This window comes from Vreelandella titanicae (assembly GCF_014697095.1).
In the GTDB taxonomy this organism is placed as follows: Bacteria; Pseudomonadota; Gammaproteobacteria; order Pseudomonadales; family Halomonadaceae; genus Vreelandella; species Vreelandella titanicae.
In genome coordinates this window covers 1,241,251-1,260,657 of sequence record NZ_CP059082.1, presented here as the reverse complement: position 1 = coordinate 1,260,657, position 19,407 = coordinate 1,241,251, and the positions used below count along the sequence as shown (strand labels likewise).

The following is a 19,407-nucleotide window of genomic DNA, read 5'->3' as shown; positions in this document are numbered from 1 at the left end:
TCGATTACCACTCATAAAGGGAGGTGACAAAATGGCAAAACTTCCTAATATCCATCCCGGTGAAATTTTGTACGAAGATTTCATGCAGCCAATGGCGCTGAGTAAAAATGCGCTGGCTAAGCAGATAGGCGTCCCAGCGACCCGCATTGGTGAAATCACCTTGGGCCGCCGAGCGATTACGGCAGATACTGACTTACGTCTAGCCAAGGTCTTCGGCACGAGCGAAGGTTACTGGCTTCGTTTGCAGAACGCCTACGACCTGGAAGAAGCCCGCCGTCACCAAGTGGCATGACCAGCTCTCTCATTTAAAGACTCAAACACCCGTACTTACATTGAGGCCATTGGATACCGCCAGTTGGATCGGATGCTAAAGGGGGGCGTAAGCCCCCGAAAGCCGGACGGTTAGTGGGTGGCGGCCAGTGAGTCCACTAGGCGCTGACACAGCGCATCCAGCTTCTGCCCCGTGGTTTCATCGTGTAACGCGCCACTATCATTGAAAGCGCTGCCCGCTTTCGCCAGCGACAATGGCTGTGGCAGCACGACCAACCCCAGATTGGCTAACAGTTGCTGACCAAGCGGTAGCGCACGGATGCCACCTAGCCCACCAGGGGAAGCCGCCACCAGCGCTGCCCACTTACCGGCAAATAACTTGAGCCCCGGCGTATCCTGATAAGGTCGTGACAGCCAGTCCAGTGTGTTTTTCAGCAGCGGCGTGATAAAGCCGTTGTACTCTGGCGAAGCGATCATCACTGCTTGGTGATCCGCCAGAATCTCACGCAGCTTGAGCACATTCTCCGGCACGCCCCGGGCTTCAATATCTTCATCAAACAGTGGGCAGGGATAATCTTTTAAATCGATAAAGGTTGCTTCCCCGCCAAGCGCCTCAATACGCTTGGCGGCCAGCTTGGCTAGCTGCTTGTTCAGTGACGCTTCTCGGGCACTGCCTGCAAAGACCAGTACCTTTTTGACCGATGATCCCATTGCCATTTCCTCTTTGAATAATGTATTTGAAAGCCACACCATTTATTAATATTTACGCCTGTTGAGCAAGACGTATTTTACGACTCAGGGCCAGACTCGACGTGAAACCCTGCTGCCATTAAAACGTCTGCACTTTGTCATTCAACTATCACTATTACGGATGAAAATTAGCAAAAGCTGCACCTGCTCTAATTTTTCCTCCGAAATGGTGAAATAGTGATGACAAAGCCGTTACTAGCGACTGCTCTACTCGCCTTTGCGTTTACCAGTGCGGCACACGCCCAGCAGAGTTTTCCCGCCACATTGTCCGGCCATGCCCAGCTACCCGGCAGCACCTTTGTGGCAGCTCCTTCCGGTGCCGCTGAGCACTATAACGTCTCAGGCCGTTTTACTGGCCAAGAGGGCCGCGTTGAGCAGTTGTATACGAACATGCAAGCCACCGGCTTAGCGCTACCCTTCCCCAGCCAGCCCCTGCAGGGTTTTTCAGGTATTCGCTCACTTGGCAATGACCGTTTCCTGGTGTTGACCGATAACGGCTTTGGCTCCAAGGCGAACTCCTCCGACGTCATTCTGATGTTTAACATCATAAAGACCGACTGGGACACTGGGCGTGTCATCATCGAGGAAACCGTTCAACTCTCGGATCCAAACCGCAAAGTGCCCTTCCCGATTATGAATGAAGCCACTCCTGGTCGTTTTTTAACCGGGGCTGATTTCGATATTGAATCGATACAGCCGGTGGGCGATAGCTACTGGATTGGCGATGAGTTTGGCCCGTGGATTATCCAGGTGGATAATCAGGGCGAAGTTCTGCAAGTGCTGGCCACCAATCCTGGTGGGACGCTGATGCGCTCCCCCGACAATGCCTTTGCCCTCACCCCGAACCCTGGCGCGCCTCTCGCTGATGATGTGAGGGTGTTTCGCTCCGGTGGTTATGAGGGCATGGCGCTCTCCGAAGACCAAACAACCCTCTACCCCTTACTGGAAAAGCCCATCTGGGATAGCAACGCCAACGCCCCGGAAACGATTGATGGCACCCCCGTATTAAGAATGTTCGAGCTCAACACTAAAACCGGCGAATGGGGCGACACAACCCGCTACTACCCCTTGGAATCAGCGGATCACGCCATCGGCGATTTCAACCTCATTGGCGGAACTCGCGGCTTGATCATCGAGCGTGATAGCCGCCAGGGCGACCCGCGAGAAGAGTGGGCAGACAACCCTGCCGAGTTCAAACGCATCTATCTCGTCGATCTCGAACGTACGGACGAGCAGGGTGTGCTTGAGAAAATCGCCTATATCGACTTGATGGACATCCAGGATCCAGAGGGCCTTGCACCGCGCGGCACGATCAACGGCACCTTTAACTTTCCCTTTGTGACCATTGAGAACGTGGATCGTGTCGATGAGAGCACCATCGTGGTCGCCAATGACAACAACTACCCTTTCTCGATTGGCCGCCAGCAAGGCCGCGCCGATGATAATGAGCTAATACTGCTCGATGTAGAGGACTTCCTGAACGCCCAGTAATGTGAGCAAGCGTGGGGCCGGGGCGCTCAATTATGACCCTAGCCTCACGTTAAAACGTCAGCAATCTCTCGACAAATTCAGCCAATATGCTGGCGGACTTCCTGTAACTGGAGACGCAGGCTTTCTATCGGTTGCGCACCATTAATCAGCCATCTGTCTTCAACAATCAATGTCGGCACCGACTGAACTCCCAACTTGGACGCGAGGTGGTGATCCTTTTCCACCGCCTGCTGAGTTGTTTCCGAGAGCACGTCTAGATCATAACGAACCATGTCGAGCCCGATTTCTTCAGCCAGTGATCGCAGCACCTGGCTATCACCGATATTGCGGCTCTCCGTCAGGTGCGCGTACTGAACACGATCAAACATACGCCAGTGCCCTTGTTGACCTGCCTGCATTTCAGCCGCCTTACACGCCAGCGCGCCAGGCATCCCGTGAGGATACTCGAAGGTTTGGGCACGCATACCATCAATGTTGATACGCGGGGTATCCTCTGCGGCAACGCATTTTTCCCAATGACCGAGAATTGTTTCTTTGGCATCACCCATAGAGCCGAAGGCTTCTAGCATGGCTTCTCTACTTGCTTGAAGCGTAAAGCACTGGTGATGCACATCCAGGTTCAACTGCTTCGCAAGCGAGTGCAGCCGGGGAGAGAGAAGGTAACACCAACCGCAAACAACATCGTGCACAAACACCACCTTTAATGGATGCATGTCTCACCTCCCCCTCTAATCGTTGTGTGAACTGAGCGAACGCGCAATGGATGCCACGTGCTGACCCTGAAATTCAGCAATGCGCAGCTCTACCGCCGACGGCTGCCGCGAGCCATCTGTCGCCGCCAAGGTTGATGCGCCATAGGGTGTGCCTCCGCTGATCTCGTCCATCGTCGTAAGGTCGGGACAAGAATAAGGTACCCCCACGATGACCATGCCGTGGTGTAACAAGGTGGTATGGAAGGACAATAGGGTGCTCTCTTGACCTCCATGCTGACTCGCGGTGGAAGTGAATGCTGCACCAACTTTGCCGATAAGCGCCCCCTTAGCCCAGAGTCCACCGGTTTGATCTAAGAAATTGCGCATCTGGGAGGCCATATTGCCAAAGCGAGTGGGCGTGCCGAAAATAATGGCATCGTAATCAGCCAGTTCACTCGGCTCGGCGATAGGCGCAGACTGATCCAATTTAGCCCCCGCCTTGAGGGCGACCTCTTCTGGCATCAGTTCTGGCACGCGCTTGATGGTCACTTCAGTGCCAGGGATGCTGGCCGCGCCTTTCGCTACAGCGTCAGCCATCGTCTCGATATGGCCATAGGTTGAATAATAAAGGACTAGTACCCGGGTCATCGTGATTCTCCATGCGTTGCTATTCGAATACGTTCTGAGTAGGCGATCTCGTCGACGCCATGAATCCCAGGATAAGCTTTGTTTAAATAGAGATAATCAGTAGTATTCGAAAATGATATTTTCCTTACTGGAAACAATGCATGGATAAGCTGACGGCAATGCGCACCTTTCGGCGAGTCGTAGAGCTGCAGAGCTTTTCTGCGGCCGCGAACGACCAGCGGCTCTCCAACGGCGCTGTGAGTAAACAGGTAGCGGAACTGGAGGCCAGCCTTGGGGTAACGCTGTTGACGCGTACCACCCGGCGGCTGAGCCTTACCGATGCGGGGCGGGCGTACTACGAACGCTGCGCCTGCATCCTCGACGACATTGAAGAAACCGAGCTAGCGTTGGGAGTTCACCAAGCAATCCCGCGGGGATCTCTTAAGATCAACTGCCCCATGTCGCTGGGGCTTTTGCATATCGCGCCTTTGATCCCCGTATTTGCCGAGCGCTACCCGGAAATCAACATCGAACTGGTTATGAATGACCGCCGCGTAGCGTTGGTGGAGGAAGGATTCGACGTCGCCTTACGTGCCGGTGACCCACTGGAAGATTCATCACTGATCGCACGCCGACTACAAAGCATTCATCGCGTATTGTGCGCCTCGCCAGGCTATCTCGAGCGATTCGGCGAACCGACAACACCTCAAGCACTTTCTGAGCATAAATGCCTGCTCTACAGCCTGGGCGCCGCACCGGAAGTGTGGCGCCTTGGCTATGCAGGGCAGACTATCGAACAGCGAGTGAAAGCAACCCTGACCGCCAATAGCAGCATCGCCCTGCGAGAAGCGCTGCTTGCGGGCATGGGCATTTCTCTAACCCCGACCTTCGTAGTCAGTGCGGATCTCAAGGCTGGGCGCTTGATTGAAATAATGCCGACATACCGCCCCCCTGAGCAAGGCCTCTATATTCTCTATCCAGCCAGCCGCTACCTCTCGCCAAAGGTACGCTGCTTTGTAGACTTCATGGTAAATCAGCTCGGCGGCACACCGCCCTGGGGGTAAAGCAGGGCTCATTGAGAGGGTAGAACAGGGCCCTAGATCCAGGGATGCCTCTAGGGTCTGGAATTGCCGACGTTATTTACTAACACTATCGACAAACCCATCTACAAAATTATCCAGCGCTTCAAACAGCACTTCACGAATGGGATCTGCCTCATTTACCAAGTGGTGGCGAGCTTCCGGGTGGCGGTGAATTTCGGCATTGGGAAACTTCTTCGCCAAAATCGCTAAATTCCACTCCCAATCAACGGTCAAATCCTGCTCGCCCTGGAGTATCAGGGTAGGCAGCGGGTTGGGCTCCTGGGCCAGTAGGCGAGGCATCCAGCGGCGCATGGCGCTCACCCAGGCAACGCTCAAACGCTCGGGCTGCAGCGGGTCACCCTCGCGTAGAAACTCGGTGAACTGCTCGTCGGTAGAGTTGGGGCGATATTTACGCGGCAACTCTTTTACAAACGGGCTGGCAATCAAGTGCAGCCAGCTGGTTTGGCTCCATCCCCAAGGCCGCACCAGGGGCGCCAGCAGCACCAAACCCGACCAGCCGGAAGCCCCACGACGGGTGAGTGCATCGGTAGCCAGAATCGCCCCACCGGTACTCTGGCCCACGCCTAACCACGGCTCAGGCGCCATGCCTTGGCTCTTTAGAGTCATCTGCAAGTGAGCCAGGCAGTGCTGATAATCATCGAAATCTTCTATTGCCGCCCGCGCACCGCTGGAAAGGCCGTGGCCGGGAAGATCCCACAGCACCACTCGCCAGCCCTTAGCCAGCAGGCGTTCAAGCAAATGGCGATATAACCCCATATGATCGAAATAGCCATGTACCACAAAGGCAGTGCCCACCGGCTGCGGGGGGCTCCACACTTGGCACCACAGCGCAAAGCGCCCCGTATCGATAAAGCCTGCATGCACTTCACTGGTATCTAACAGCAGTGCTTCCAAGCCATAGTGGTGGAAATAGTCTTGCATGGCGTTTGCCAATACTTCCCCAGGCAACAGGCGGCTAAGGGCGGTATCGCCCGAGGCGTGGCGAAACAAGCCTTCCAGATGTTGGAAATCACTCATCGATGTTTCTCCATAACGCCATTGTCCTTTGACCTAGGCACGGCTGATGTTTCGCGCTTTCAGAACCAAATGCCTAGTCATTTGGTCGAGCATTTTAGCGCATTAGGGTCTACGCTGTTTACATGCCCGGCCAGGTGTGGAATTATTTTCCATAAATACATTTTACGCTGACCGTAGCAAACACATCACCCACTGGCATCCTCACAGGAGAAACCCCATGAGCGAGCGTATCACGCGCCACCGTTTACAGGTGGCAGCCGATCTAGATCGTTTTATAAATGAGCAGGCGCTACCGGGAACAGGTGTTGATGAAAACGCCTTTTGGGCCGGTGTGGATGCCCTGTTTCATGATTTGACCCCTAAAAATCGTCAATTGCTCGAAGAGCGCGACACGCTGCAAGAGAAGCTAGATGCATGGCACCGGGAAAACCCCGGCCCGGTCACCGATATGCCGGGATACCGTCGCTTCCTGAAAGAGGTTGGCTACCTGGCAGAAGCGCCGGCTAACGTAAAAGCGACCACCGCCAACGTTGACCGTGAAGTTGCCGTTCAGGCAGGCCCGCAGTTGGTTGTGCCGGTGAGCAACGCACGCTATGCGCTGAACGCGGCGAACGCCCGCTGGGGCAGCCTTTACGACGCCCTGTACGGCACCGATGCGATTTCCGAAGAGGATGGCGCGGAGAAAGGCACCAGCTTTAACCCGAAACGCGGCGCCAAAGTGATTGCCTACGCCCGTGGCGTGCTTGACCGCGCGGCACCGCTGGCGACTGGCTCGCACCGGGATGCGGTGAACTACGCCATTCGTGATGAGCACTTGGTAGTAACGCTGGAAGGTGGTCGTGAAACCGGCTTGAAGGATTCCGGCAAGCTGATCGGTTTTAACGGCGAAGCGGCGAAACCCGACGCGATTCTGTTGGGGAACAACGGCCTGCACCTGGAAATCCAGATCGACCCTAACGACGCCATCGGCAAAACCGACCCGGCAGGCGTTAAAGATGTCGTGGTGGAAGCCGCCCTGACCGCCATCATGGATTGCGAAGACTCCGTTGCCGCAGTGGATTCAGAAGACAAGGTGGGCGTTTACAGTAACTGGCTGGGCCTGATGAAGGGCGATCTGGAAGAGAAGATCGAAAAAGGCGGCAAGACGTTTACCCGCAAGCTGAACGCCGACCGAACCTGGCAAACCACCGATGGCAGCAGCGTCACGCTACCCGGCCGTTCGCTGATGTTCGTGCGCAATGTGGGTCACTTAATGACCACACCGGCGATTTTGGATGAGAACGGTAACGAGCTGCCGGAAGGTATCCTTGATGCCGTGGTTACCTCGCTGCTCGCGTTGCATGATCTGAAGAAAGACGCTGACCAGCCGCGCAACTCGCGCACTGGCTCTGTTTATATCGTCAAGCCGAAGATGCACGGCCCTAAAGAAGTTGCCTTCGCCAACGAGCTGTTTAGCCGCGTTGAAGATATTTTGGGCATGAACCGCGACACCCTGAAAATGGGTATCATGGACGAAGAGCGTCGCACCACCGTTAACCTCAAGGCGTGTATCGCTGAAGCGGCTTCACGGGTGGCATTTATCAACACCGGCTTCCTCGACCGTACCGGCGACGAAATGCATACCGCCATGGAAGCGGGTCCCATGGTGCGCAAGGGCGACATGAAAAGCGCCGCTTGGATTCAGGCCTACGAGAAGAGCAACGTGCAAGTGGGCCTTGCCTGCGGCCTTCGCGGTCGTGCCCAGATTGGTAAAGGCATGTGGGCCATGCCTGACCTGATGCACAACATGCTAGAGCAGAAAATCGGCCATCCGAAAGCGGGTGCCAACACGGCTTGGGTGCCTTCACCTACGGCCGCTGCGCTTCACGCGCTGCACTATCATCAGGTCAACGTCACCGACGTTCAGCGCGAGCTGGAAGCGTTGGGTGAGCCCGACTACCTGGACGACCTACTCACCGTGCCAGTAGCGGAAAACGCCAACTGGTCAGATGAAGAGAAGCAGCAGGAGCTGGATAACAACTGCCAGGGTATTCTCGGCTACGTAGTTCGCTGGGTAGAGCACGGCGTCGGTTGCTCGAAAGTGCCGGATATCCACAACGTAGGCCTGATGGAAGACCGCGCCACGCTGCGTATCTCCAGCCAGCACATTGCCAACTGGCTACACCACGGCATTGTCGATGCACCGCGAGTGGAAGAGACCCTCAAGCGCATGGCCAAGGTAGTCGACGAGCAGAACGCTGGCGACCCCACCTACACCGCCATGAGCGCCAATTTTGAAGGCTCCACGGCTTTCAAAGCCGCCTCCGACCTGATCTTCAAAGGCCGCGTACAGCCTTCCGGCTACACCGAGCCGCTACTCCACGAGTGGCGTCAGGTGCATAAGGCCCAGGTGCATAAGGCCCAGGTGCATAAGGCATAGTAAGTTCGTTTTATGGTGTAATCAGCCTCGAGGTTCATCCCTCGGGGCTTTTTTATAAAGGAAAACAACAATGACCGTAATGACTGCCGAGCAAATCGAACACTTTTTAGACGAAGTGTTTCCCCAGCGGATGGGCAAGATAGAGAGCGTGGGCGAAATGACGGCCACCCTGCGCTTGAAGATAGGCAACGAGCATCTGCGACCCGGTCCACGGGTTTCCGGGCCCACCATGATGGGCTTTGCGGATGTAGCTATGTACGTGGCGATATTGGCGCAGATTGGCCCCGAACCCATGGCTGTGACCAGCGACTTAAACTGCCACTTCCTCCGCGCAGCCTCAGGTGATCATGACATTATCGCCCACGCCAAGCTGATCAAACTCGGCCGCCGCTTAGCAGTGGGCGAAGTTCAACTCTTCTCAGTCAGCGACGAAACGCGCCCTGTGGTGCATGTCACCGCCAGCTATGCGCTGCCCGAAAAGCCTTAAGGGACCGTCAATTACGGCGCCAACGTCATGAACGGCTCATCTTGCTGATCGCTAAACGCGTAGACGTTATAGGGTTCATCCTGAGGCCCCGGCATACCCGGAGTGCCAATGGGCATACCCGCCAAACCAATACCGCCAACATCAGGCTGTTGCTCAAACAACGCCTGAACGGCCTCCATCGGTACGTGACCTTCGATCCAATACTCGCCCATCTCGATGGTATGGCACGACCCCAGGCCATAGGGCACACCCGCCTGCTGCTTGATATCGCCTAGCTCTACGTCATCAATAATCGTTACTTCTACGCCGAGCTCTTCGAGGTGGCGCGCATAAGCATCACAGCAGCCACACTGGGGATTTTTATACAGCGTGGCCTCGTCAGGCAGTGCCGCCTGGGCCGAGGTGGCCCCCAGAACCAAAGCACTAGATAAAACCGTAGCGGTAAAACGTTTCATGAGCGATTTCCTTGGGGTGTATGGCTAAACAGTTATCTGGCTAGCAGGACGACAAGAGTCATAAAAGACATTAACAGCCAGTATTTACCTCAACTTGTTTTTTGTCACGGGTCAATTTAGGGAACTGATGTCAGGCGTTTTTCAGGTTAGCTCGGTACAAAACATTGGTAACCAGGGCAACTAAGGGCAAGCATAATGCCCATTATTCCGTTTCTCGCTGACTTTGGCACCACGTCACACTGACCTCTAACCCACTGGTCGTGCGGTTGCTAAGCGTAAGACGTGCGCTTTGTCGCTGGGCTAATTCCGAGACAATCGATAAACCTAATCCGCTACCGGTGGTGCCCTGGCCAGATGCACGCCTAAAGCGCTCAGTGACTTTATCCAATAGTGCCTCGGGGAGTCCGGGGCCAGTATCTTTCACAATAAGTTGAGGAAAACCCTCATCAAGCGCCAATTCTACCTCCACCCAGCCGCCTTCTGGCGTATAGCGCAAGGCATTATCCAGTAAGTTACGAAAGAGAATTCCCACCTCGACTTCGTCGGCACGCACCTCCAGCCGGGTTAATCCTGTTAGCCTCAAATGCTGATCTCGCTCTTCAGCGAGTGGCCATAGCTCTGCTACCAATTCAGCAACAATAGGATAGAGATCGATAGTGGCCGGTGAGGTTTTGGCTACTTGATCCAAACGAGCCAAAATAAGCAGTTGTTCTACCACCCGCTGCAGCCGTTCTACTCCGATATAAGCCTTTTTTAATGATTGCTCTCCCCCCTCCTGCGCGTTATCCAGATGAATTCTCAGCGCTGCTAAGGGAGTACGTAATTCATGGGCCGCATCTGCTGTAAAGCGCCTCTCGCGCTCTAACGTTTCTTTCAACCGGGCGATAAAGTCGTTTAGCGATTGGCGTAATTCATTAAGCTCTTGAGGAACCGGGTCATCAATTTTACGCAGGTCGTGGGCGGAGCGGCCTTGTACTTGGTTGGAAAGCGCTTGAATGGGCGCAATACCTCGCCGGATAATACGACTCATCAGCCAAAGGAGGAGTGGAAGCAAAAAGAGCATCGGCAATAAATTGTTCCAGGTGATGCGCTCCACCACTTCATCATGAAACGAACCTCGCAGCCCCATGCTGATCCAGGTATTGCTGGCAACATCGAACATGCTGAAAACCCGCCAACGATGACCATCGTAGCTTTCCCAGCGAAAACCCTCCTCTAAAGGCGCGGGGAAAGGCCCGGCATCATTCCATTTGCCCCCTAGAAGCCTGGGTGAGCCATCGGCATTCCAAAAACCCAGTACTAATTTAAGCTCTTCCTCGTGGTAAAGCTTGATACCTGATTCAAAGCTGCTGTCGGGCACTGCGTTACCGTCGCGATATAGCTGAGCCGGATGTTCTGGAAGGCCCATGCGCGAAGCCAGTCGAGCATAGTCGTCAATGGTCGCGTTGGGATCGAGTTGGCCAGCCACAATCCGGCTATGCAGACTAAGCTGTGTATCGAGAATTTCTTCTAGCTCGTGATCCGTAATTAAGTAGGCCGCGGTAACCGCAACTCCCCCGGCGACAACCATGGTAATGGCCAGGGTACGAAGTAGATAACGCCGTATCGATATCATTGTGCTTGGCTATCCAGCCGGTAGCCAATTCCGCGCACATTAATGATCAAATGTTTTTCAAGTTTTTTACGCAGATGATGAATGTGAACTTCCACCGCATTGGACTCTATCTCATCGCCCCAACCGTAAAGCAAACTTTCTAAACGAGGACGAGATAGCACTCTGTCGGGATGCCTAGCTAGCTCTAACAACAAGGCATACTCCCGTCGGCCCAACTTTACGTCTTTGCCCCGCCAACTCACCGCATGACGAGCCTCATCAATACTCAGTGCACCCAGCGTCAACATCTGCGAGGCGCGTCCCTCAGCGCGCCGCATTACGACACGCAAACGGGCAAGCAACTCCTGCAAATTAAATGGCTTGAGTACATAGTCATCCGCCCCAGCATCTAAGCCGCCAATACGGTCTTCCATCGCATCACGGGCCGTCAAAATCAGAATAGGCAGAGTTGATTGCTGACGGAGTAAATGCAGTACCTGCATACCGTCCATATCGGGCAGCCCAAGATCCAAAATAATCACACTGAAGGTCTCGCTATTGACAGCATTGATTGCTTCACGCCCAAGCATAAACCAATCGACTGTATACCCCTCTCGCTCCAGGGCTGTCTTAATGCCATCCCCAAGCAGGGGATCGTCTTCTATCAGCAGTGCGCGCATTCTGCTTCCTCAATCGTCAAACCTTTATCGTGGATGCCAAAACTTAAGCTTTTCTTAAATACGGAGACTTATAACCCACAAAGTAGTTTCGTCTAAACTAAACCAGTAAGCCTACCACCCTATTTTTGTAAAGCTCTTACACAGTTTAACTCTTCTTTAAGTTATTAGGCTCATGCTGCCTCTTCCGCCGTGGGAAAAGCCAAAAGAGCGCCAGAGCATGCATTTACTAACCCTCATTAGAACAAACTATTATTTAAAAATAATGGCTCGTGGTTTAGAAAAAGGAATGAAACGATATTTACTGAGAGGTATACGGTATATCGTCAAACCGCCTGCGCCAGAAACCATTGACAGCCTTGTGGGTATAGAAAAAATTCTAATTATTCGCCCCAATTTTCGTCTGGGAAATGCGCTAATCAGCACCCCTGTCATTGATGCTTTTCGTGAACGTTTTCCTTCCGCACGCATAGACTATCTAGCGACGGATAAAACTTTTCCACTGTTGCAACAACGACCTATTGACCATTTTTATTTACTGTCGAGATCCGCAATCCTTCGTCCTTGGAAGTGTGTGACATTATTACGACGCCTAAGGGCTCAACGTTATGATCTAGCGGTACAAGTGAGCGGAGGATCAACGAGCGGTTTTATAGTGACCCAGTTAATAGGGGCACGGTATAGCATGGGTTCACGTAAAGGTCACCAGCGATGGTACAGCATTGAGGCGGAAGGGAAGTCATCACATGCCTACGATGCCATCATTAATTTAACACATCAGCTCGGTGTCGCTTGCCGTAATCGGCCATTGCTCCAGCTAACGAAGCAGGAGCGCTCTCAGGCAATGACGAAGATAAGACAGCTAACCAGTCTTCATAGCGATCACCCATCAGATACTGACTTTATTGCTATCTTCGTAGGTGGGCATCAAAACAAACGTTGGCCGTTGGCATTTTGGCTAATGCTCATCGATGCCATGGAAGCCCACAAAATACGCTATGTCGTTTTCCTTGGGCCCGAGGAGTTTAGGCTTCTAGCACCTATTGAGCAGCGTTTAAAGTCCTCCCTCTACGGCAGCTTATGCCCACCTCTTCCTATCCGTCACTTTGCCGCCGTTTTGGAGCGTGCCCAATTACTCGTGACACCAGACTCAGGGCCTATGCATTTAGCGGCAGCGCTCGACGTCCCTACAATATCCCTGGTACGCCAGCAAAAATCTCTCGCCTTCGTACCTCGAGAATCCTATGACACCATCCTTTGGCGCCCAGAGATCAACACAGTAGTAGAAGCCATACAAGCTAATGTTTACGGGCAAGCCTCAACGGCCCCCGGTCATGCTATCTCGGTAACAAACTATCCAAAACAGTGCGTAACGCCGCAGCCCAGTGCAGCCCCTACGTACTCTAGTTAATAAATTAACGCGCATAACTGTTCGTTAAGTTTTTGCCTTTTATAGTGACCCTAATATTTCGTTATCGAGTGTACTGCCGACATGAAGTTAGCCTCCGTCATGCTGACCATTTGTATGATGGTGAGTGTGTGTGGCTATGCGTGCTGTTCACCCAAATGTTCTTGCAAGATTCTTATCCCCACCGCGTTCATTAATCTGTTCATAGAGAGCCTTTCGATGCCCCCTTTGTTGTCCTTGCCTTTAAAAATTGTTTACACCGCTGGGCATTATCGTCCCACATTGAGCATGGAGCAACTTGTCTTATGGGCCGTAGTCATGTTCAGTGTTTTTTACAATGCCCTTTTTTGGCAACAAGCCCTTGTTGGCTATGACCTTCTTGCAGTTCAGACGTGGCTTACCTTCGCCAATATGTTTTTGGTAATGACCTGCATTCATTTTTTGGTCTTCGTTAGCCTTGCTGCTCGAACATTGGTAAAACCCCTATTAATCTTACTGTTTCTAATAGCCGCCTTCGTCAGCTACTTTACTACTTACTATGGCACCTATTTTGATACTTCAATGTTAGACAATGTGCTTCAAACGGATACTAACGAAGCACGGGAGCTTCTTACAGCTGGCTTGCTGATTCATTTGGCAATCTTTTTTGGTTTGCCTACCCTTATCATTTGGAGAGTTAAAATCGCGCCTTCAACCTGGAAGAAGGCTGTTTTGCGCCGCTCAGCTTATTACCTCGCCAGTACGACTATATTGCTGTTAGCGATCGTCTTATCTTATCAAGAAGTATCGTCACTCATGCGCAACAATAAAGAGCTTCGCTACTTGGTGACTCCAGGCAATTATATTGTTTCGATGGCGCAGGCAGTTTTCAGCCAGCACGCTTCCGCAAATACGGTGCGCTCGCCAGTGGGAGAAGATGCCCGTATCAGTTCACAAGTGGGTGACAAACCCACGCTGCTCGTCATCGTGGTGGGCGAAACGGCGCGGGCGGTGAATTGGGGGTTAAATGGTTATGAACGTCAAACCACGCCCAAACTTGCCCAGCAGCCCGACGTTATTAATTTTTCAGACGTTACCGCATGCGGCACCAGCACGGCTGCCTCATTACCCTGCATGTTTTCATTACCGGGGCGTGCCGATTACGTTAAATTCTATGCTCAGCAACATGAATCCTTACTGGACGTATTAGCACACGCCGGTTTAGAGGTCACCTGGCTTGATAACCAGTCGGGCTGCAAAGGCGTCTGCGAAGGAGTGACGACAAAAGCACTCTCTCCAGAGGACTACGCTTCTTTATGCCAAGATGGGCGCTGCTTGGACGAGGCACTGGTTCAAGCCTTAACCATGCAAATTAGCAGCACCCCAACTGATCAGGTGATAGTGCTGCATCAGCTAGGCAACCATGGCCCCAGCTATTACCAGCGTTACCCTGCTGACTACGAACGTTTTGTTCCTGCTTGCACCACCGCTGATTTAGCGAAGTGCTCAAGAGATGCCATTACCAATAGCTACGATAATGCCATTCTATATACCGACACTGTGTTGAATCAGGTAATTGAGACGTTAAAGCGTCAGGATGACTACGCAACTGCGATGATCTATCTCTCTGATCATGTGGAATCACTGGGTGAAAAAGGGCTTTATTTGCACGGCATTCCCTACGCGATTGCCCCCGACGAACAGACGCATGTGCCTATGGTTTGGTGGCTTTCCAGCACCTTTTCACAGCAGCAAGGGCTAGATACGGACTGCTTACACCAGATTTCCGACAAAGCCGCCTCACACGACAACCTATTTCACAGCGTGTTGGGTTTGATTGGCGTATCAAGTACTGTCTACCAGCAGGAACAAGATATTAGCCAAACGTGCCGACAACCCAACAGCAGTTAAACGCGTAAGTAATCGGTAATTATTCAGTGGCAAAATTGATTCAGCTTCATCACAACTCAGGTGCGTCGGCATGCTCACAACTCTTTTATCAAAGACTCACCCGTTTTTTGAAAGGCGGCTCTTATCAACAAAAAAGGCAGCACCTGAGGATTCGATAAATAAGGATGATACTGCTCGCATTTTCAAACAATGGTTTTCATTTCGGTTATGCGTAGTTTTAACCAGCTTGCTAAGCGCTCTCCTCGTGCTATTTGAGATAGAGTCACTTGAAGTCATTATCGCTATTTTCAGTATTGGGGTTAGCAGCACAGCGCAGCTATTGAGGTTAGGCAATACAAGCACAGCTATGTGTAGCCGTCTTTACCCTTTACGGGGCGAGGTGATAGAGACACTGGACGCGATAGGTATGGCAGGCGTTGGCACTGTGGTTGTTTTATATCTTTTAATCTAACTGCTCTGCGCGAATAGCCCTTACCTGTTAAGTGCGGCTGCATAATAACGCTATCACCCCAAGCGCTAGCCAACCGGCCATCAACAGCAGCCCGCCAATGGGAGTGACAATGCCAAGATTCAGTCCTGCCAGTGCCATCAGGTAGAGCGAGCCTGAAAAGCAGCCCATGCCTAACACCCATAGCGCCAGCACCCAACGCTGTCCGGCAAGCGGCTGCACTTGGCGCCATACCAGCACGATCATGATGGCCAGCGTGTGCCAGGCCTGGTAACGCACACCGGTTTCAACGGCACTCACCATCGCTTCTGTGGTGCGCGCCGCCAAACCATGGGCTGCATAGGCGCCTAGCATCACCAGTATGGCGCCTGAAAAGGCCGCTATACACCACCACACTTTATCTGTTCGCTGCACGCTGCTCTCCTACTCCTATTATGGTTTGCATACATCACGCTGTTTGCACCTACGGCTTACCTTGCGCGGTGTGAACCCGCTACAATAGAGAATGCCTTAGAGAACGAACTACCACGACGAATGAGACACGCCTATCTATGTCTATCCAGATACGTCTAAACGGTGAACCCCATACGCTGTCGACCGGCCTAACCGCCGCTGACTTAGTTGAACAGCTGGGCCTTAGCGGTCGTCGTATCGCCGTCGAAATTAACGAAGAGATCGTCCCCCGCAGCCAGCACGCCGACACCCGCCTGGTCGATGGCGACCACGTAGAAGTTGTCCACGCGATTGGCGGCGGTTAGAGGAAACACTATGACCCAACAAACGCATGTAGCGCTAGCCGATACTCCGCTAACCATCGCCGGACGCGATTTTCAATCGCGCCTGCTGGTGGGCACAGGCAAGTACAAAGACTTTACCGAAACCGGCGCCGCCATTGCCCAAAGTGGCGCTGAAATTGTGACCTTTGCGGTACGCCGTACTAATTTAGGCCAGGACGCCGATACGCCCAACCTGTTAGACGCTATTTCCCCCGATCGCTACACCCTGCTGCCCAATACCGCCGGTTGCTACACCGCTAAAGATGCGGTGCGCACCTGCCGCCTGGCCCGCGAGCTGCTCGACGGTCACAATCTGGTCAAGCTGGAAGTGCTCGGCGACGATCATACGCTTTACCCCAATGTGGTCGAGACGCTAAAAGCCGCTGAAACGCTGCTCGCCGATGGCTTTGACGTCATGGTGTACACCAGCGACGATCCTATTGTGGCACGCGAATTAGAAGCTATGGGTTGCTGCGCCATCATGCCGCTGGGCTCACTGATTGGTTCGGGCCATGGCATTCAGAACCCACACAACGTGCGCTTGATTGTTGAACAGAGCAAGGTACCGGTACTCGTGGACGCGGGCATTGGCACCGCTTCTGATGCTGCCATGGCCATGGAGCTAGGCTGCGACGGCGTACTGCTTAATACCGCCATTGCCCACGCCCGCGAGCCGCTACGCATGGCCAACGCCATGAAGCTGGCCGTGGAGGCCGGCCGGGATGCGTTTTTAGCAGGTCGTATGCCGCGCCGCCAATCCGCCGATCCTTCTTCACCTTTCGCTGGCCGTATTAACGGTTAATTGATTCGAGACCCCATGACTGAACCCAACGATACCGTACCAGAAAGTCACACCGCGCCCGAAAGCAACGCCACCACAGGCCCGGAAGGTACGGATGCACCGCTGCACCGCCGCGGCATTAAAAGCTACGTGATCCGCGCGGGTCGTATGACCCAAGCCCAGAACCGTGGCTTAGAAGATATCTGGCCGCGTTTTGGCCTGACCATCGCCGATGGTCGTCAAGACTTGGACGTCCTGTTTGGCCGTCAGGCACCGCGGGTAGTAGAAATCGGCTTTGGCATGGGCAACTCGCTGATTGAGCAAGCCGAAACCCATCCGGACACCGACTTTATCGGCATTGAAGTCCACGCCCCTGGTGTGGGTAAATTACTCGATGAAGTTGATAAGCGCGGCCTCACCAACCTGCGCGTTTATCGTGAAGATGCCCTGGCGGTGCTCGAACAGTGCCTTCCCGAAGGCTCGCTGACCACGCTGCAGCTGTTCTTCCCCGACCCCTGGCCGAAGAAGAAGCACCACAAACGGCGCATCGTGCAGCCCGCATTCGTTGAGCTGATCCGCACTCGCCTAATGCCCGGCGGCACCTTCCATATGGCCACCGACTGGGAAGCCTACGCGGAGTGGATGGCCGAGGTAATGGAAGCGGCCCCCGGTTATGCCAACACCGCCAGCGCAGAAACCGCCCCCTACGTGCCGCGCCCGGCCTTCCGACCGTTGACCAAGTTTGAAGCCCGCGGTGAAAAACTTGGTCACGGGGTTTGGGATTTGATCTACGAGCGGCGTGATTAACCTGCGCTATTCAAACGTGGTAAGCGCAAAGCTCTCACCCTCCACCACCTTCGCCTGCCAGGCGTGTAGCGTCGGGTAGCGGTTTTGCCAATCAAAGGCCGGTAGGCGGAAACTGATATAAGCCAGTGCAACGGCAGCGGTAATCGCCCCCAGGGTACGCTGGGCACTGCCTGCCAGCACGCTGGGGTGGGCATTGAGTGTTATCAAAGTGCGTTCGATCGCTTTTAAACGGCGCTGCCCCAACAGCGTCGTATCCACTTCATTACCAGCATGCTTGCGGCCGATCACCACATTAAAGGCAGCGTCCATCAAGCCCTGCCCCAACCCTGCCAGCGCCAGGGTTTCCGCTAATGCCTTATTGGGTACCAGAGATGGCCCTTCTCCCACGGCATCCAGATAGTGAGCAATCAACAGCGACTCGGTGAGTACATCGCCCTCGTCTGTGACCAGTGTTGGAATACGACTCAGCGGCGTAATCTGCAACAGTTCGCTATCTGCCGCCCAAGGGTCGCACCAGCAAAGCTCGGTGCGCTCAATCAGTTGCTTTTCATAGAGGCACACGCGCACAACGCGTGCATAGGGAGAAGAAGTATTTAAATAGAGCTGCATGGGGCGGTCTCCTGTTAAGTCATATGTTTGTCGTTACTGTTTTATTTTAGTGAAGTTAGTATTCCCATTTGATGCAAGCTATCGATTTCAGCGTATATCTCTTCGCAGAAGGATTCAGCCACATTACTTAACGGCTTGTGTTTAGATTTAAGTAAGGCAATTTCCCACTCAATGGTTGGCTCCATAGGCTTTGATACAATGGCTGTTCCCTGCAACAGCAGTTCTGCAATGGGATCAATCACTGCGACCCCAAGTCCGCGATCAACTAATGCGCACACCCCCCGCATATGGCGCATTTCAGCGGCAATATGCCGCTTTATATCCACTGTCTGCATAATGTAATCCACGCGGGCACGCAGAGGACTATCCGCCATCAGCTCTACGAATGTCTGGTTTTGTAAGCTAGTAAGCGCCACCACATCTTGCTTAGCAAGGGGGTGCGTACGATGCATGATGCACCTGGCAGAACAGCGTGCAAGACTACTAACCGTTGCTCCATAAGTGTCTGCTTCAAGCGTTATTCCCAGCGCCACATCACAGGTATTGTTGTCGATCATTTTAAGCAACTCTTGCAACCCGGCATCGATGACCCGAACGCCTACATTAGGGTGATTTTGTTTAAAGCGCTTAATGACATCGAGTAAAAAGGTATCGCAAAAAATGGGTTGTGCAGCGACTACGACACTGCCCAATTGGTTATTAGCAATAGCATCCGCGTCTTTTTGAGTATCTCGAATACTCGCCATTAGCCGTAAAACGGACGCGTGGTATAAAAACGCTTCTGACGTTGGCGAAAGCTGATTGCGGGCACGTTTGAACAAAGCAAAACCCAGCTCGTCCTCTAGCCCGATGAGCAAACGACTTACCATTGACTGGCTGATTCCTAACGTTTCTGCAGCCGCTTTCGTGGTGCCATGCTTCATGAATGCATCAAAAGCTTCAATTTCTTTTATTTTCATGGTGTTAATCCCACTCAAGAAGTCTTTTACTCAATAAACAGCGAATAAAAACAACGTTTATAAACAATAAGCTTGCAACTTTGGCTCACCACTAGAACAAAATCGAATACTAAATCGAATTGTTGCAACAAATTTCATACCTGTCTA

The 19,407-nt window shown here is 53.1% G+C and carries 20 protein-coding genes; 10 read left to right on the top strand and 10 right to left on the bottom strand.

The window, feature by feature from the left end:
- Nucleotides 1–31 precede the first annotated feature (31 nt).
- Nucleotides 32–292: a HigA family addiction module antitoxin gene (locus HZS52_RS05940; RefSeq protein WP_190374323.1), complete on the top strand. Its 261-nt coding sequence runs from the start codon at nt 32–34 to the stop codon at nt 290–292.
- A gap of 110 nt (nt 293–402) precedes the next feature.
- Here the strand turns inward: HZS52_RS05940 and HZS52_RS05935 are convergent, their stop codons facing one another.
- A complete protein-coding gene (locus HZS52_RS05935; protein WP_022521278.1) occupies nt 403–981 on the bottom strand; it encodes an NADPH-dependent FMN reductase in 579 nt (192 codons plus the stop codon).
- 219 nt (nt 982–1,200) lie between these two features.
- Between HZS52_RS05935 and HZS52_RS05930 the strand changes: the two genes are divergently transcribed.
- The gene (locus HZS52_RS05930; RefSeq protein ID WP_027957963.1) at nt 1,201–2,511 is read left to right on the top strand and encodes an esterase-like activity of phytase family protein; all 1,311 of its coding nucleotides are present in this window, start codon (nt 1,201–1,203) and stop codon (nt 2,509–2,511) included.
- Nucleotides 2,512–2,588: 77 nt separating this feature from the next.
- On the opposite strand, the gene HZS52_RS05925 is transcribed toward HZS52_RS05930, so the two are convergent.
- Nucleotides 2,589–3,224 (bottom strand): DsbA family oxidoreductase, encoded by a 636-nt coding sequence (locus HZS52_RS05925; protein WP_022521276.1) that lies wholly within the window; start codon nt 3,222–3,224, stop codon nt 2,589–2,591.
- Between the two features lie 15 nt (nt 3,225–3,239).
- Nucleotides 3,240–3,851 (bottom strand): NAD(P)H:quinone oxidoreductase, encoded by a 612-nt coding sequence (wrbA, locus tag HZS52_RS05920; RefSeq protein ID WP_022521275.1) that lies wholly within the window; start codon nt 3,849–3,851, stop codon nt 3,240–3,242.
- A gap of 140 nt (nt 3,852–3,991) precedes the next feature.
- On the opposite strand from wrbA, the gene HZS52_RS05915 reads away from it, so the two are divergent.
- A complete protein-coding gene (locus HZS52_RS05915; RefSeq protein ID WP_009286202.1) occupies nt 3,992–4,894 on the top strand; it encodes a LysR family transcriptional regulator in 903 nt (300 codons plus the stop codon).
- Between the two features lie 72 nt (nt 4,895–4,966).
- Here the strand turns inward: HZS52_RS05915 and HZS52_RS05910 are convergent, their stop codons facing one another.
- Nucleotides 4,967–5,950, bottom strand: a complete 984-nt coding sequence (locus HZS52_RS05910) for an alpha/beta hydrolase (RefSeq protein ID WP_022521274.1) — start codon at nt 5,948–5,950, stop codon at nt 4,967–4,969.
- A gap of 217 nt (nt 5,951–6,167) precedes the next feature.
- Here HZS52_RS05910 and HZS52_RS05905 point away from each other — a divergent pair, with 217 nt between their 5' ends.
- Both HZS52_RS05905 and HZS52_RS05900 read left to right on the top strand, forming a co-directional pair.
- Complete coding sequence (locus HZS52_RS05905; protein ID WP_190374322.1) at nt 6,168–8,369, top strand: malate synthase G; 2,202 nt, start codon at nt 6,168–6,170, stop codon at nt 8,367–8,369.
- Between the two features lie 70 nt (nt 8,370–8,439).
- Complete coding sequence (locus tag HZS52_RS05900; protein ID WP_039857653.1) at nt 8,440–8,856, top strand: PaaI family thioesterase; 417 nt, start codon at nt 8,440–8,442, stop codon at nt 8,854–8,856.
- An 11-nt stretch (nt 8,857–8,867) separates the two neighbouring features.
- On the opposite strand, the gene HZS52_RS05895 is transcribed toward HZS52_RS05900, so the two are convergent.
- The 3 genes from HZS52_RS05895 to HZS52_RS05885 all read right to left on the bottom strand — a co-directional run bounded on the left by HZS52_RS05895 (nt 8,868) and on the right by HZS52_RS05885 (nt 11,585).
- Nucleotides 8,868–9,311: a DUF411 domain-containing protein gene (locus HZS52_RS05895; RefSeq protein ID WP_022521271.1), complete on the bottom strand. Its 444-nt coding sequence runs from the start codon at nt 9,309–9,311 to the stop codon at nt 8,868–8,870.
- A 202-nt stretch (nt 9,312–9,513) separates the two neighbouring features.
- The gene (locus HZS52_RS05890; protein ID WP_022521270.1) at nt 9,514–10,926 is read right to left on the bottom strand and encodes an ATP-binding protein; all 1,413 of its coding nucleotides are present in this window, start codon (nt 10,924–10,926) and stop codon (nt 9,514–9,516) included.
- Nucleotides 10,923–11,585, bottom strand: a complete 663-nt coding sequence (locus HZS52_RS05885; RefSeq protein ID WP_009286204.1) for a response regulator — start codon at nt 11,583–11,585, stop codon at nt 10,923–10,925. The genes HZS52_RS05890 and HZS52_RS05885 overlap by 4 nt, the downstream gene beginning before the upstream one ends.
- Nucleotides 11,586–11,802: 217 nt before the next feature.
- Between HZS52_RS05885 and HZS52_RS05880 the strand changes: the two genes are divergently transcribed.
- Both HZS52_RS05880 and HZS52_RS05875 read left to right on the top strand, forming a co-directional pair.
- Nucleotides 11,803–12,993 carry a glycosyltransferase family 9 protein gene (locus tag HZS52_RS05880; RefSeq protein ID WP_190374321.1) on the top strand — a complete coding sequence of 397 codons (1,191 nt, stop codon included), beginning with the start codon at nt 11,803–11,805 and terminating at the stop codon, nt 12,991–12,993.
- 216 nt (nt 12,994–13,209) lie between these two features.
- The gene (locus HZS52_RS05875) at nt 13,210–14,880 is read left to right on the top strand and encodes a phosphoethanolamine transferase (RefSeq protein WP_190374320.1); all 1,671 of its coding nucleotides are present in this window, start codon (nt 13,210–13,212) and stop codon (nt 14,878–14,880) included.
- A gap of 478 nt (nt 14,881–15,358) precedes the next feature.
- Here the strand turns inward: HZS52_RS05875 and HZS52_RS05870 are convergent, their stop codons facing one another.
- On the bottom strand, nt 15,359–15,742 hold the full coding sequence (locus tag HZS52_RS05870; RefSeq protein WP_190374319.1) for a DUF423 domain-containing protein: 384 nt from the start codon (nt 15,740–15,742) through the stop codon (nt 15,359–15,361).
- A 137-nt stretch (nt 15,743–15,879) separates the two neighbouring features.
- Between HZS52_RS05870 and thiS the strand changes: the two genes are divergently transcribed.
- Genes thiS through trmB form a run of 3 tightly spaced genes read left to right on the top strand, consistent with a single transcriptional unit; the run spans nt 15,880 to nt 17,692 of the window.
- Nucleotides 15,880–16,086, top strand: coding sequence for a sulfur carrier protein ThiS (gene thiS / locus HZS52_RS05865; RefSeq protein WP_022521266.1), 207 nt, complete (start codon nt 15,880–15,882; stop codon nt 16,084–16,086).
- A gap of 10 nt (nt 16,087–16,096) precedes the next feature.
- Complete coding sequence (locus HZS52_RS05860; protein WP_190374318.1) at nt 16,097–16,906, top strand: thiazole synthase; 810 nt, start codon at nt 16,097–16,099, stop codon at nt 16,904–16,906.
- Nucleotides 16,907–16,921: 15 nt separating this feature from the next.
- Nucleotides 16,922–17,692: a tRNA (guanosine(46)-N7)-methyltransferase TrmB gene (gene trmB, locus HZS52_RS05855; protein ID WP_022521264.1), complete on the top strand. Its 771-nt coding sequence runs from the start codon at nt 16,922–16,924 to the stop codon at nt 17,690–17,692.
- Between the two features lie 6 nt (nt 17,693–17,698).
- Here the strand turns inward: trmB and HZS52_RS05850 are convergent, their stop codons facing one another.
- Together HZS52_RS05850 and HZS52_RS05845 are read right to left on the bottom strand one after the other, a co-directional pair.
- On the bottom strand, nt 17,699–18,301 hold the full coding sequence (locus HZS52_RS05850; RefSeq protein ID WP_190374317.1) for a glutathione S-transferase N-terminal domain-containing protein: 603 nt from the start codon (nt 18,299–18,301) through the stop codon (nt 17,699–17,701).
- A 41-nt stretch (nt 18,302–18,342) separates the two neighbouring features.
- Complete coding sequence (locus tag HZS52_RS05845; protein WP_190374316.1) at nt 18,343–19,260, bottom strand: LysR family transcriptional regulator; 918 nt, start codon at nt 19,258–19,260, stop codon at nt 18,343–18,345.
- Nucleotides 19,261–19,407: the final 147 nt, after the last annotated feature.